At 70.4% G+C, this 13,707-nt stretch carries 14 protein-coding genes; 9 read left to right on the forward strand and 5 right to left on the reverse strand.

The window, feature by feature from the left end; genetic code table 11:
* Positions 1-7 precede the first annotated feature (7 nt).
* Together ACZ7P3_RS35675 and ACZ7P3_RS35680 are read left to right on the forward strand one after the other, a co-directional pair.
* Positions 8-466 carry a MarR family winged helix-turn-helix transcriptional regulator gene (locus tag ACZ7P3_RS35675; protein WP_472088094.1) on the forward strand — a complete coding sequence of 153 codons (459 nt, stop codon included), beginning with the start codon at positions 8-10 and terminating at the stop codon, positions 464-466.
* 581 nt (positions 467-1,047) lie between these two features.
* The gene (locus ACZ7P3_RS35680) at positions 1,048-2,463 is read left to right on the forward strand and encodes a hypothetical protein (RefSeq protein ID WP_472088095.1); all 1,416 of its coding nucleotides are present in this window, start codon (positions 1,048-1,050) and stop codon (positions 2,461-2,463) included.
* Between the two features lie 15 nt (positions 2,464-2,478).
* On the opposite strand, the gene ACZ7P3_RS35685 is transcribed toward ACZ7P3_RS35680, so the two are convergent.
* On the reverse strand, positions 2,479-2,886 hold the full coding sequence (locus ACZ7P3_RS35685) for a pyrophosphohydrolase domain-containing protein (RefSeq protein WP_472088097.1): 408 nt from the start codon (positions 2,884-2,886) through the stop codon (positions 2,479-2,481).
* A 107-nt stretch (positions 2,887-2,993) separates the two neighbouring features.
* Here ACZ7P3_RS35685 and ACZ7P3_RS35690 point away from each other — a divergent pair, with 107 nt between their 5' ends.
* Positions 2,994-3,992 (forward strand): TAXI family TRAP transporter solute-binding subunit, encoded by a 999-nt coding sequence (locus tag ACZ7P3_RS35690; RefSeq protein ID WP_472088098.1) that lies wholly within the window; start codon positions 2,994-2,996, stop codon positions 3,990-3,992.
* Here the strand turns inward: ACZ7P3_RS35690 and ACZ7P3_RS35695 are convergent.
* Positions 3,982-5,463: a sensor histidine kinase gene (locus ACZ7P3_RS35695; RefSeq protein ID WP_472088100.1), complete on the reverse strand. Its 1,482-nt coding sequence runs from the start codon at positions 5,461-5,463 to the stop codon at positions 3,982-3,984. The two genes, ACZ7P3_RS35690 and ACZ7P3_RS35695, sit on opposite strands and share 11 nt — an antisense overlap.
* Before the next feature lie 9 nt (positions 5,464-5,472).
* On the reverse strand, positions 5,473-6,159 hold the full coding sequence (locus tag ACZ7P3_RS35700; RefSeq protein WP_472088102.1) for a response regulator transcription factor: 687 nt from the start codon (positions 6,157-6,159) through the stop codon (positions 5,473-5,475).
* A gap of 294 nt (positions 6,160-6,453) precedes the next feature.
* Here ACZ7P3_RS35700 and ACZ7P3_RS35705 point away from each other — a divergent pair, with 294 nt between their 5' ends.
* From ACZ7P3_RS35705 to ACZ7P3_RS35720, 4 genes are all read left to right on the forward strand, one after another.
* Entirely contained in the window at positions 6,454-7,230 is a 777-nt protein-coding gene (locus tag ACZ7P3_RS35705) for an amino acid ABC transporter ATP-binding protein (protein ID WP_472088103.1), read from the forward strand.
* A 114-nt stretch (positions 7,231-7,344) separates the two neighbouring features.
* Positions 7,345-8,262, forward strand: coding sequence for a glutamate ABC transporter substrate-binding protein (locus tag ACZ7P3_RS35710; protein ID WP_472088105.1), 918 nt, complete (start codon positions 7,345-7,347; stop codon positions 8,260-8,262).
* Between the two features lie 147 nt (positions 8,263-8,409).
* The gene (locus ACZ7P3_RS35715) at positions 8,410-9,057 is read left to right on the forward strand and encodes an amino acid ABC transporter permease (RefSeq protein WP_472088107.1); all 648 of its coding nucleotides are present in this window, start codon (positions 8,410-8,412) and stop codon (positions 9,055-9,057) included.
* Positions 9,054-9,974 carry an amino acid ABC transporter permease gene (locus ACZ7P3_RS35720; protein WP_472088109.1) on the forward strand — a complete coding sequence of 307 codons (921 nt, stop codon included), beginning with the start codon at positions 9,054-9,056 and terminating at the stop codon, positions 9,972-9,974. The genes ACZ7P3_RS35715 and ACZ7P3_RS35720 overlap by 4 nt, the downstream gene beginning before the upstream one ends.
* 63 nt (positions 9,975-10,037) lie before the next feature.
* Here ACZ7P3_RS35720 and ACZ7P3_RS35725 read toward each other — a convergent pair whose 3' ends face one another.
* Positions 10,038-10,484, reverse strand: a complete 447-nt coding sequence (locus tag ACZ7P3_RS35725; RefSeq protein ID WP_472088110.1) for a hypothetical protein — start codon at positions 10,482-10,484, stop codon at positions 10,038-10,040.
* A gap of 81 nt (positions 10,485-10,565) precedes the next feature.
* On the reverse strand, positions 10,566-11,042 hold the full coding sequence (locus tag ACZ7P3_RS35730; protein ID WP_472088112.1) for a hypothetical protein: 477 nt from the start codon (positions 11,040-11,042) through the stop codon (positions 10,566-10,568).
* Positions 11,043-11,356: 314 nt separating this feature from the next.
* On the opposite strand from ACZ7P3_RS35730, the gene ACZ7P3_RS35735 reads away from it, so the two are divergent.
* Both ACZ7P3_RS35735 and ACZ7P3_RS35740 read left to right on the forward strand, forming a co-directional pair.
* Complete coding sequence (locus ACZ7P3_RS35735; RefSeq protein ID WP_472088114.1) at positions 11,357-11,959, forward strand: response regulator transcription factor; 603 nt, start codon at positions 11,357-11,359, stop codon at positions 11,957-11,959.
* 145 nt (positions 11,960-12,104) lie between these two features.
* Complete coding sequence (locus tag ACZ7P3_RS35740) at positions 12,105-13,706, forward strand: FAD-dependent monooxygenase (protein WP_472088116.1); 1,602 nt, start codon at positions 12,105-12,107, stop codon at positions 13,704-13,706.
* Position 13,707: the final 1 nt, after the last annotated feature.

The following is a 13,707-nucleotide window of genomic DNA, read 5'->3' on the forward strand; positions in this document are numbered from 1 at the left end:
AACGGCAGTGACCGACGCCCTCGACACCTCACTGCGGCTGGTGCGGGCGCAGGCGGCTCTCGTACGGCGCTTCGACGCACGGCTCGGCGGACTGCACGGCGTGAGTCTGGCCGACTTCACCATGCTGCTGCGCCTGGGTCAGGCGCCGGGCGGCCGGATGCGCCGGGTCGACCTGGCCGAGGCCCTGGGGCTGACCGCATCCGGGGTGACCCGCGGGCTTGCACCCCTGGAGCGGATCGGGCTGGTGACCCGCGAGCCGGACGCCCGTGACGCGCGGGTGGCCTATGCGTCGCTGACCGGGACCGGCAAGCTGCGGCTGAAGGAGATGCTGGCCACGGCCGAGGAGACCGCCGCCGAGATCTTCGCGGGCCCCGCGTGGAGCGAAGGGGATCTCGCCCTGCTGTCCCCCCTGCTGACCCGGCTCGGCGGCACCGGCCTGCCCGGCCATGGCGGCGCACCCCGCTGATCCGTTCGGCGGCCGTTCGGCGGCCGGGTCTTGGCCGCCGCGGTCGCCGGGGTTCCCGGAACCGTCGGGGCCGTCATGGTCGCCGGGGTTCCCGGAACCGTCGGGGCCGTCATGGTCGCCGGGGTTCCCGGAACCGTCGGGGCCGCCACGGTCGCCGGGGTTCCCGGGACCGTCGGGGCTGCTGCCATGGTCGCCGGAGCCGTCACGGCCGTCGGAGTCGTCATGGTCGCCGGGGTCTCCAGGGCCGCCCCCGAAGTGTCGCCGGGGCCTGCCCCCAAAGTGGCGGGCGAGCCCCGCCAACCACGGGCCATTCGCCCCCCCTCCAGACGCCCGTCTGAGAACCAGCCACCGCACGGCCTGAACTGACCGTGGTTCAGGTCACGTTGCGTTGTGGCCGGATTGTGAGGGAACGGTGCCCACCGCCATGGCATGCTCATGGCCCATCACCGAGTTACCGGCTGGTTCTACTCATTCGTAGACCCCTGCCGCTGTCGGTGCATCTTCGTCACCCCCCACCTCTCACAGGACCGACCTTGCGCAGACGCACGAGGCACAGGCGTGCCCTCCTGCCCGCTTTCGCCGTGACCGCCCTTCTCCTCGCCGCCGGGTGCTCCTCGTCCCCGCCGCACGCCGAACCGTCGGCGGCGGGCCACGGCCAGGACATCCGGGCCGCCGAAGGCCCCACGGACCACCGGCTCACCGTCGGGGCCGCCCCCGCGCCCGCCGCCACCGCCACGGCCGGCCCGGCCGGTTCGGGCAGGCAGGCGCACAGGACCAAGCTCACCATCAGCTCCTACGACGGCCGCACCCGTCGTGCCGTCATCTCCAAGGGGCAGGCGGCGCACGGGACTTCGCGGACTCCCACGGCCTCCGCCGCCCCCTCCCCGACCTCCTCCGCCACTGCCTCCCCGACCTCCCCGACCTCCTCGGCGGCGCCGCACGAGGCCGTCGTGGGCGATGTCATCGCCAGCGCCCCGGCGCCCGGGGCCCCGCACGGGCTGCTCGCCAGGGTCACCAAGGTGATCGGCGAGACCGACCGGGGTACGGAGGTCCAGACCGAACCGGCGGCGCTGAACGCGCTGCTGGGCGACGACACGGCGAAGGGCACCGTGCCGGTCGACCCGTCGTCCTTCACCGTCGACAAGCTGCTGCCCGACGTCAAGGTCTCCTGGTCCAAGACCGGTGACGTGCACGTCGGCCCGAAGGGCGCGACCGTGCCGCTCGGCAGCCTCCGCCTCGACGTCGGCGCCTCGGTGCCGACGTCCAAGGACGCCCCGGCGACGGCCACCGCCTCGGTGTCCGGGTTCGTCCAGGTGGCTCCCCAGGTCGACTTCACCTACGGCGGTGCCGGGACCGACGCGGCGCCGGGCTCGGCGTACCTCGGCGTCTCCGGCGACTGGGCCTCGGGGTGGGCCGTGAAGGGCCGGGCCGCCGCGGCCACCGGAACCCCGCTGCGGATCCCGTTCGCCAAGCTGCATGCCGACCCCGTCCTGCAGGTGGGCCCCGTCCCCGTGGTCGTCAACCTCGACCTGACCTGCTACGTCCAGATCAGCGGCGACGGACACGTCACCGTCGACGTCGAGCAGAGCCTCAAGGGCGACTTCAAGGCGGGCGGCAGCTTCGGGCCGGCCAAGGGCTGGACGCCGGTCAGCTCGGCGGACATGAAGAGCACGCCCGTACAGGCCTCCCTGACCACCGCGGGAAGCGTGAAGACCGCCCTCGGCGCCGAGGCGTCCGTCGGCCTCTACGGCGCCGTCGGCGTCACCGCCGACCTGGCGCCGTACCTGCGCGGCGAGGCGTCCGGAACGGTCACCGCCTCCTCCGACACCCCCGGTGTGCAGGCCAAGGGTGTCTGGGCGCTGTACGGCGGCGTCGACCTGTCGGGCACCCTGCGGCTCCAGTTGTCCATATTCGGCACGCCGGTGCTGCAGCGGAGCGTCCCACTGGGCACGCTGCACCGCGAATGGAAGCTGGCGGGCGGCTCCCTGCCGTCGTAGGCGCCGTCGCGGACGTCAGGCTGCGCCGCCCGGTATCCAGCCCTGGCGGCGCAGGACGGCCGACACGTCCGGCGCCCGGTAGTGCTCGCCCTTGAGGACCTTGCCGTCGGCACGGCGGGCGACTTCCCCGTCGGGACCCAGCTTGCTCATGTTGGCGCGGTGGATCTCGGCGATCACCGCGTCGAGGTCGACGCCATGGACCAGGGCCGTGCCGTACGCCACGTACACCACGTCCGCCAGCTCGTGCGCGAGCCGGTCCAGCGGGCCCTGGACCGACACCTCGGCGACCTCCTCGGCCTCCTCGGCGAGCAGCTCGCCGCGGTGCGCGGCCAGTTCGGCACTCACCTCGGTCGGTGTGCTGCGGGCGTCGAGGCCGAAGGCGCGGTGGAATTCCTGGACGAGGCGGGCGGGCGAATGGCTCATACGACGACTCTATCGGCCGCCACCGACAGCGCCCTCCCGCTTCCCGGGAGCCCCGGAGTGACCCCGGCCCTGGTCAGTCCCGTGCGGGGCCTGGCAGGATCGCCCGCATGTCCAAGGTGTTCCCCCGTATCAGCAGGCGCCGGGCGCTCCAGGGTGCGGCCGTCGGCGTCGTGACCCTCGGGCTGCTGCTGTGGTGGCTGCTGCCCTTGGGCGAGACGCCGCCGAGCGGGACGGTCGTCTTCAGCACGGGCACGCCGCGCGGGGTCTACCAGGAGTACGGCGAGCGGCTGCGCACCGAGTTGGGCAGGGACATGCCCGGCCTCACGGTGAAGCTGCTGAACAGCGCCGGTTCGCAGGAGAACGTCCAGCGGGTGGCGACCGGAAAGGCCGACTTCACCATCGCGGCGGCCGACGCGGTGGAGACGTACGAGGCGCAGGACCTCAGCGGCGCCGGCCGGCTGCGTGGTGTGGCCCGGCTCTACGACGACTACCTCCAGCTGATCGTGCCGCGCGACTCGCGGATCAGCAGCGTCGCCGACCTGCGGCACAAGCGGGTGGCCATCGGCCTGCCCGACTCCGGGGTGCGGCTGATCGCGAACCGGGTGCTCAGGGCCGCGGGCATCGACCCGCACAAGGACATCACTCCGCTCTCGGACGGCATAGACACCGGGCCCGACCGGCTGCAGAAGGGCAGGATCGACGCCTTCTTCTGGTCCGGCGGGCTGCCCACGAAGGGACTGGACGCGCTGGCCCGCAGGTCCGCCTTCAAGTTCGTACCGATCGACGGCGACCTCGTCGGCAAGCTGCACGCCGAGGGGGACTCGGCCCGCTACTACCGGGCCACCAGCATTCCCGAGTCGGCCTACCCGTCCGTGCAGCACGGCTCCACGGTGCCGACGATCGCGGTGTCCAACCTGCTGATGACCCGCAAGGACATGGATCCCCGGCTGACCGAGTGGGTGACCCGCACCGTGATCAAGAGCCGTGACGGCATCGGCGCCCACGTCCACTCGGCGCAGCTGGTCGACCTGCGCACCGCGATCTACACCGATCCGCTGCCCCTGCAGGAGGGCGCCCGGCGGTACTACCGGTCGGTCAAGCCCTGAGGCCTGACGGGCCCGTCCGGCCCGTCCCACCCGTCCGGCCCGTCCAGGCCCCTTCGGGCGGCTCCTGGCCCGGCTCCGCGTGTCTCGGCACCGTCACCGTCACCCGCAGCCCCCGCGGCTCGTGGTGCGCGTAGGTGATCGAGCCGCCGCCCGCGGCGAGCAGGGCGCGGCTGATGGAGAGGCCGAGGCCCGAGCCCTTCACGTTCTGGTGGCGGCCGCTGCGCCAGAAGCGGTCGCCCACGCGCGCGAGTTCCTCGTCGGTGAGGCCGGGGCCGGTGTCGGTGACGACAACCGTCGAGCTGTCACCGTTGGAGGAGACGGTGACCTCGACCGTGCCGTCCTCCGGAGTGAACTTCACGGCGTTGTCGATCACCGCGTCCAGCGCGCTGGACAGGGTGACCGGATCGGCCCAGGCGGTGGTGGGCGGGCAGCCGCCGACCAGCCGGACACGCCGGGCGGCGGCGGCCGGCGACCAGGCGGCCACCCGCTCCTCGGCCAGCGCGCCGATGTCGGTCAGCGCGAGGTCGGCCTCGGCGTGCTCGGCCAGCGCCAGGTCGAGCAGGTCGTCCAGGACCTGTGTGAGGCGCTTGCCCTCGGTGCGGACCGAAGCGATCTCCTCATTGCCCTCCGGGAGTTCCAGAGCGAGCAGTTCGATGCGCAGCAGCAGCGCGGAGAGCGGGTTGCGCAGCTGGTGCGAGGCGTCCGCGACGAAGGCACGCTGCTGCTCCAGCACGTCCTCGACGTTGTCCGCCATCTCGTTGAACGAGCGGGCCAGCCTTCTGAGTTCCGGCGGTCCGCCGGCCGCGGCGACCCGGGACTTGAGGCGCCCGGTCGCGATGTCGTGGGTGGTGGCGTCCAGGATCCGTACCGGCCTGAGCACCCAGCCGGTCAGCCGCAGCGCCGCGCCGACGGCGAGCAGCATGGCGGCGATCTCGCCGGTCCCGATGAACAGCCAGCCGCGCAGGATCCGTGAACGCATCTGCCCGGTGGGCGAGTCGGTGACCACCACCGCCACCACGTCTCCGTCCCGGATCACCGGCGAGGCGACGATCAGCCGGCTGCGCTGCCAGGGCCACACCTGCCGGGGATCGTGGCTGCGGCGGCTCAGCAGCGCTTCGTCGAACGCCTCCCGGACCTCTCCGCTCCGCGGTACGAACCAGTCGCCGGGGGCATTGCCCATCGCCGCCCCGTTGCGGTAGAAGACGCCCGCGCGGATGCCGTAGACGCCGTAGTAGCTGTCCAGTTCGCGGCTGAGCGTCTCCTGGCGCTCGTCCGGAGCGGTACGGCGGGAGCCGGTGGGCCCGTCGGTGACGAACTGGGCGAGCGCGGCGAAGCGCGCGGTGTCGTCGATCCGGTCGACGACAACCTTCTGCTGCTGGGCGGCGGCCACGCTGACGGCGAGCGGGACGCCGAGGGCGAGGAGTACGGCCGCCATCAGGACGATGAGCAGCGGCAGGAGCCTGGTGCGCACCCCGCCCCGCTATGCGGCCGGGGCGACGAGCCGGTAGCCGACGCCGCGTACGGTCTCGATCAGCGCGGGCATGCGCAGTTTGGCGCGCAGGGAGGCGACATGCACCTCCAGAGTCCGGCCCGTGCCCTCCCAGCTGGTGCGCCACACCTCGCTGATGATCTGTTCGCGCCGGAAGACCACTCCCGGTCGCTGGGCTAGCAGCGCGAGCAGATCGAACTCCTTGCGGGTCAGTTGGACTATCGAACCCGCCACGCTGACCTGCCGGGTGGGCAGTTCGATGCGGACCGGACCGAGGTGCAGTGCGCTCCCGCCGCCGGGCACGGGGTCCTCGTGCGCGGTGCGCCGGCTGACGGCGTGGATCCGGGCGAGCAGCTCCCCGGTGTCGTAGGGCTTCACCACGTAGTCGTCGGCGCCCAGGTTGAGGCCGTGGATGCGCGACCGGACGTCGGAACGCGCGGTGACCATGATCACCGGGGTGCTGGTGCGTTTGCGGATCTTGCCGCAGACCTCGTAGCCGTCCTGGTCGGGCAGGCCGAGGTCGAGCAGGACCACGCCGAATCCGGCGCTCTCGGGGACGAGCGCCTGGAGGGCCTCCTCGCCGCTGCGCGCGTGGGTGACGTCGAACCCGTGCCGTGCGAGAACCGCCGACAGGGCGGCGGCAACGTGGTTGTCGTCCTCGACGAGCAGCAGCCTCATCCCGGCCCCCTCCGGTTCAGCGATCGTACGGTCATGGTTTTCGTGCGCTCGGTACTTGCATGCACGCGCGCGTGCACCATGCAGTGACGCTGATGGACAAGGACGGCGTCAAGAGGGTTCCGGTTGCCCGCCGCTTCCGTTACCCGGCCGATACGCATACAAGCGGCAAGTGCTACGACACGTGTCCGATTGCTATCGGATCGTGATGCTCAGATCTCCCTCAGATGTGATGACGCAGGTCACAGCGCCTCACTACTGTCCTCGGAAACCCGAGCAGGACGGAGCCTGAGAGCGATGACCGAAGTATCGGTGGCCAAGGAAGACGTGGCCGCGACCGACGAACTGGTCGTCCTGAAGAGCGTCAACAAGCACTTCGGGGCGTTGCACGTGCTCCAGGACATCGACCTCACGATCGCCCGTGGCGAGGTCGTCGTGGTCATCGGGCCCTCGGGGTCCGGAAAGTCGACCCTGTGCCGCACCATCAACCGCCTGGAGACGATCGACTCGGGCACCATCGCGATCGACGGCAAGCCCCTGCCGCACGAGGGCAGGGAACTGGCCCGGCTGCGGGCGGACGTCGGAATGGTCTTCCAGTCCTTCAACCTCTTCGCGCACAAGACCGTGCTCGAGAACGTGATGCTGGGTCAGGTCAAGGTCCGCAAGGCCGACAAGAAGCAGGCGGAGGAGAAGGCCCGGGCCCTGCTCGACCGGGTCGGTGTGGGCACCCAGGCCGACAAGTACCCCGCGCAGCTCTCCGGCGGCCAGCAGCAGCGCGTGGCCATCGCCCGGGCGCTGGCGATGGGCCCGAAGGTCATGCTCTTCGACGAGCCGACCTCGGCCCTCGACCCCGAGATGATCAACGAGGTCCTCGAGGTCATGCAGCAGCTCGCCCGTGAGGGCATGACGATGATCGTCGTCACCCACGAGATGGGCTTCGCCCGATCGGCTGCGAACCGGGTGGTCTTCATGGCGGACGGCCGCATCGTCGAACAGGCCGCGCCTGACCAGTTCTTCAGCAGTCCGCGCAGCGACCGGGCCAAGGACTTCCTGTCGAAGATCCTGCACCACTGACACCACCTCCCGACCGCCCCGTCCCCCGATACCGAACCCGCGCCGCCGGCGCCTGTGCCCCCGTGTGTCCGGTTGCACGCAGCACCGGCCCCGCCGACTCGAAGGATGTCCACGATGAAGTTCCACAAGTCCGCCTCCGCGGCCGTCCTCGCCGCCCTGGCAATGTCCCTCACGGCCTGTGGCGGTGATTCCGGCAACGCCGGCGACCAGCCCGGTGGCGGGAGCACCGGCGCCAGCGCGCCGAAGCTGCCGACGTACACCGTCGCATCCAACGTGAAGATCGACTCCCCCACACTGAAGAAGGCCCAGCAGGCCGGCAAGCTCGTCATCGGCGCCAAGAGCGACCAGCCGTACCTGGGCTTCGAGGACACCACCGGCAAGCGGTCCGGCTTCGACATCGAGATCGCCAAGATGGTCGCCGCCGACCTCGGCTTCAAGCCCGACCAGATCGAGTTCAAGACCGTGGACTCGAACGTCCGCGAGACCACCATCTCCAAGGGCGAGGTCGACCTGTACGTCGGCACGTACACGATCAACGACGAGCGCAAGAAGCAGGTCGGCTTCGCGGGCCCGTACTTCCTGGCCGGTGCGGATCTGCTCGTGCGCGGGGACGAGAAGGGCATCACCGGGCCCGACTCGCTCAAGGGCAAGACGGTCTGCTCCATCAAGGGCTCGACCCCGCTCCAGGAGATCAAGAAGCCCAAGTACGGCGCGAAGACCGTCGAGCTGTCGAAGTACTCCGAGTGCGTGCAGCAGCTGGTCAACAACGAGGTCGACGCCGTCACCACCGACGACGCGATCCTCAAGGGCTATGCCGCGCAGCGCCCCGGCAAGCTCAAGGTGGTCGGCAAGCCGTTCACCAAGGAGCCGTACGGCGTCGGCATGAACAAGGACGACAAGGCCCTGCGGGACGCCGTCAACAGCGCGCTGGAGAAGCACGAGAAGAACGGCGACTACAAGAAGGCGTACGACGCCACGCTCGGCCTGTCCAACTCCACCTACGCGGAGCCCCCGGCCCTCGATCGCTACTGACGCGACCCTGTGACGCCGTCACGGCGTCACATGAGCCGGCCGCCGCCGACCCGGTGCCTGCGGGTCCGCGGCGGCCCGTCGCCCCGCCCGGCGCCACCGACCCGGACGCGGCCTTCCCTGCCCGTACACCGCCACGAGGACCTCCCCGTGAACGTATTGCTCGACCATCTCGCGGACTTCCGCGACGGGTTCATCGGCACCGTACTGCTGACTCTGGCCAGCGGACTCCTCGCGATGGTGCTGGGAGTCATCGTCGCCGGGTTCCGTGTCTCCCCCGTTCTTCCGCTGCGGATGTTCGGCACCGGATGGGTCACCCTCTTCCGCAACACGCCCCTCACGCTGCTCTTCCTCATAGCGTGGTTCGTCGTCCCCGTGATCTTCACACCGGGGATGAGCCCGTGGACGAAGGCGCTGCTGGCGCTGAGCTTCTACACCTCGGCCTTCGTCTGCGAGGCGGTGCGTTCGGGCATCAACACGGTGCCCATGGGGCAGGCGGAGGCCGCCCGCTCCCTCGGCATGACCTTCTCGCAGACGCTGCGGCTGATCGTCCTGCCGCAGGCCACGCGTACCGTGGTCGCGCCGCTGAGCTCCATCTTCATCGCCCTTACCAAGAACTCGGCGATCGCCGGCGCGTTCAGCATCACCGAGCTGTTCGGCTGGCAGAAGACGCTGAGCGACCAGGGTTACGCCATCGCCTGGATCTTCCTGTGGGTGGCCCTGGGCTACCTCGTCATCACCTTCTCGATCAGCGGCCTGTTCCGGCTGCTGGAGCGGCGCCTGGGGGTCGCACGATGACTTCGAGCGTTCTGTACGACGCGCCGGGCCCCAAGGCCCGGCTGCGCAACCGCCTCTACACAGTGCTCGGCTCGCTCGCGCTGGCCGGCCTGCTCGCCTTCGTCATGTACCGGCTGGACGTCAAGGGCCAGCTGGATCCGAAGGTCTGGAACATCTTCAACAACGCCGGTGTGCGCACCATGATCCGCGACGGCGTGCTGACCACGCTGAAGGTGTTCGCCGTGGCCGGCACGCTGTCCCTGCTGCTCGGCCTGCTGCTCGCCGTGGCCCGGGTGTCCGAGCACCGGGCGGTCCGCTGGTTCGCGACCGGATTCATCGAGCTGTTCCGCGCGGTCCCGCTGCTCATCACCATCTACGCCCTGTGGGTGCTGTTCCTCAGTTACAAGGGCGACCTCGGGGCCATCGGGGACAATTCCGCCTTCTGGGGCCTGGTCATCGGCCTGACCGTCTACAACGGCTGTGTACAGGCCGAGGTGTTCCGGGCGGGCATCAGCGCCGTGCCCCGGGGCCAGGTAGAGGCCGCTTATGCGCTCGGTCTGCGCAAGTACCAGGTGATGACGACCCTGTTGCTGCCGCAGGCGGTCCGCTCCATGCTGCCGACCATGATCAGCCAGCTGGTGGTCACCCTGAAGGACACCTCGCTCGGCTACGTCATCACCTACACCGAGTTGCTGTACGCCACCCGGCAGATGGCCGGCAACATCATCGTCAACGGGGAGAGCCCGTACACGGCGGTCACCATCGTGGCCGGCGCGATCTACGTGGCGATGTGCCTCGCGCTCTCCTCGCTCGCGACCTGGATCGAGCGGCGGGGTCGCCGTACGAAGACGGGTGTCGCCGTCGCAGCGGCGGCCGAGCCGGCCGAGCAGCCGACGGTGCTCGACGCCGTGGGGGACGGCGACCAGGTGGTGCAGTAGCAGGGAAGCGAGGGTGCGGGCGGCAGCCGGTCGCGCCGCCCGCACCCTCGCTTCACACGGTGATCACTTCCTCGTGGCGGGCTTGATGACAACAGCGGCCGACATGTCCGCAGGGTCCTGATGGATGCCCAGTGTGACGTTGGCGTTCAGGTCACCTATGGGCGTGAGCAGGATCGACTTGTTGCAGCCCGTGGTCGACGACTGTTCGGTGTCGTAGCTGGACCCCCACTTGACGGACGCGCGGGCCCGCCAGGCGGCACAGCCGGGGAAGGTGATGCGGATCGTGTGCTTGCGCAGGTTGGGCAGCGACGTGCTGCGGTACTGCTTGTCGACCCAGGTGTACTTGGTGGGGAACCCGCCGACCTTGACGGTGCCGGACACCTTGCCGAGATAGATCTCGGAGGGGCCGTCCGCGAACGCGGTAGGCGTGGCCAGGGCGGAAGCCAGGACCACCGTGCCGAGAAGCATGGCCGCGCGACGCTTCACCTTCGTACCTTCAGTGGTGCGCATGAACAAACTCCTTCAGGGACCTCGCGCAGGGAGCACCCAGACGTGAGCGAGGAGGGCGTGAGCTTTGCGGGAGAGATCGGCCTACGCCGGGTATTCGCCCCAGTTCCAGTGCCATGTGTCCTTGAACACCGGCGTCGTACTGCTGTCGCCGACCTTGTAGACGACTTTCGCCTCGGCGTAGAAGGACTTGCATTCCCTCTTCGACGGCAACGCCTTCGTCAGGGTTTCCACGGGGGCCTTCGCGCGCATGACATTGTCGCGATAGACCAGCTTGGGCTGCCCAGACGGGGTCGTGCAGTAGATCTGTCCGCCGAGGTTGTCGACCTGCCGCCCCTTGGGGCAGCCCTTGGCCGTCTCGAACCACACCTTGAGGTATTTGCCGAACTGGTCCGAGTCGTACCAGACCTTGAGTACCGGGTTGCCGCAACTGATTTTGAGACTCGAAGCGGCGGGCGCAGAAGAAGCCGCTTCCGCCGGCACGCTCGCCGCTCCCATGGTCAGCACACTGGCGGCTGCGGCCGCTGCCCACACCACACCGCGTCGGGCCACATTGGCCATCTGAATTCCGTTCCTTTCACTCAGGCTTGCGAAGCGCCTCCATCCTGCGTTCCAGGAGACGGAGCGATAACCCCCATCTCGGGGGATGGTGAATAGCTGACCCCCCGAGATGGGGGTTGACATCGCCAAAGCGTCCAAAAAGGAACTTGACACACGGCAGCGACAATCGGGAGGGTCATTTGAGCGTCATTCGCCATGACCGGGCGAATGCGTGTCACACGTTCCGTTGACCACGCACAGAACCACACGGGGGCGGTATGTTACGGGTGGGAATAATTGACGACAGATCGCTCTCACGCGCGGGACTGCGCGCAGTGCTCCATTCCCTGCTGGACCGGCACCTGAACATGAGGATCAGCGTCGTGGCCGAGTCCAGGCGCACCGACGCGACCTCACTGGTGAAGGCCACCCGCCCGGATCTTCTGCTCAGCGGTGACGCGTGCGGCAGGGATTCCCTCACGCTCGTGGAAACCGTGGCCTGCGTTCCGGCGGCCCCCGCCGTCCTGGTCATCGCGGAGCGCGTGACCGAACGGGACGCCCGCACCCTTCTCGCCCGCGGCGCGGCCGGCGTTCTGCTGCACCGCTCCGCGCCCAAGCACCTCGCCTGGGCCCTCACCGCAGTCATCGAGGGCAGCCGCGCGCTCTCCCCCGAGATCGCCGACGCGATCATCCCCGGCTGTCCCGCGCCGGTCCGCTCCCGGCACGGTGCTCATGAACGCGTGGCCGGCCTCAGCTCACGCGAGCGCGAGGTCCTGGTCCTCCTCAGTGACGGCCTCCCCAATCGCGCCATCGCCCAGGCCCTGCACATCAGTCCGGAGACGGTCAAGGACCATGTACGTACCCTGTGCGGGAAACTGGGCGCCGACAACCGGATGCACGCAGCCCGTATCGCCTGGCAGGCCAGCGTCGCCGACTGACCAACACTCAGCCGTATGACGACCGATGTCACTTGACGCAAGCACGCGCACTGGGTTGCATACGTTCTGTGATCGTGCACCCCGCTTCACCTTCCTGTTCACCCACCGCTGTCAGGGCACCGCTGCAGGCAGGGGGCACCGCGCCGTGGACCCGGTGATCGTCGTCGGAGCGGGGCCCGTCGGGCTCACGCTCGCGCTGTCTCTGGCCCGTCAGGACGTGCCGGTCGTCGTCCTGGACGAGGGCCCCGGCAAGGACGACGCGCGCCCGGCGCGCACCGTCGTCCTGCGCGAGGAAACGGCCGCCCTGCTGGAGCGGCTGACCGGAGTGGCGCTCAGTGATCACGGCTTGAGATGGGCCGGATGGCGGTCGGTGCGGCGCAAGCAGGTGATCAGCGAGATCACCTTCGGCGAGGGCGGTCCCGCTCCGCTGCACATCGCCCAGCACGTCCTCACCGCCGCCCTGCGTGCGGCCATCGCCGACGAGCCACTCGCCCAGGTCGCCGCGGACAGCCGGCTCGACTCGATCGAGCAGGAGCGTTCCGGCGTCGCCGCGCACACCCGCGGCCCCCAGGGCATCTGGTGGCGCGGCAGCTATCTGGTCGGCTGCGACGGCCCCCGCTCGACCGTGCGCAAGCTGCAGGACATCCGTTTCCCGGGCCGTACGGCGGTGGAGCGGCACGCGGTCGCCGCACTGCGCGTGGAACTTCCGTGGGAGGGCCAGGCGTTGCTCCACCGGATGCCGCCGTGGCGGTCGTCCGGGCCCTCGGCCGGGGAGGTGACCGCCCGCCCCCTCCCGGACGGCGTGTGGCGCCTGGACTGGCTGCTGCCGCCGGGCAAGGACCTGGTCACCCCCGAGATCCTGGTGGCCCAGGTCCGCGAGACCCTCACGGGCTGGACGGGCGACTCCGCACCGGTGTACGACCTCCTCGACACCGGTGTCCACACGGTGCACCACCGGCTCGCCCGGCGCTGGCGCGTCGGACGGGTCTTCGTCGCCGGGGACGCGGCCCACCTGCTCGGCACGCTCGGCACCCAGGGGCTCGACGAGGGCCTCCAGGACGCCGACAACCTGGCCTGGAAGCTGGCCTCGGCCTGGCACCACGGGCACTACGAGAAGCTGCTCGACAGCTACCAGACCGAGCGGCGCGCGGTGGTCGCCGCCCGGTTGCGCGCCGCCGATCAGGTACTGCCGGTGCTGCGCGGCGGGGGCGGGCTGCGCCACATCGTCCCCGGCGCGACCCGGGGCCACGATGCCCTGCTCACCGACGGCCACCTCGGGCGCGGCCCGGTCGGTGCGCCGGGGGCGTATGCCGACTCGCCGCTCGCGCCCCGGAGTCTGGAGGGCGAGATCCCGGTCGACACCCCGCGCGGCGCACCGGTCACCGATGTCCGGGTCACGGCGGAGGACGGCTCCTTCGTACAGCTGCGCGACCGGCTGGGTCGCGGTGCGCTGCTCGTCGTGCTGATCGCGCCGGGCACCGGCGTGTGGGACCGCAAGCACTGGATGTCCGCCGGGATCATGCCCCGGCTCGCGGCCGCCGTGACCGCGCTGCCGCATGCGGCCGAGCTGCTGGTGGCCGAGGAATACCCGGGTGCGCCCGCGCACAGCGTGCTGCTCGTGCGCCCCGACGGCCACCTGGTCACCGCGCTGAGCGGGGTCCGCCCGGCCGACCTGTACGCGGCGGCCGAGGCGACGCTGGGCGGCACCGTGAAGCAAGAGGCGGAGGCCGGCTCCGGCGCCCGTTGAC

The organism is Streptomyces sp. NPDC107581 (assembly GCF_055657175.1).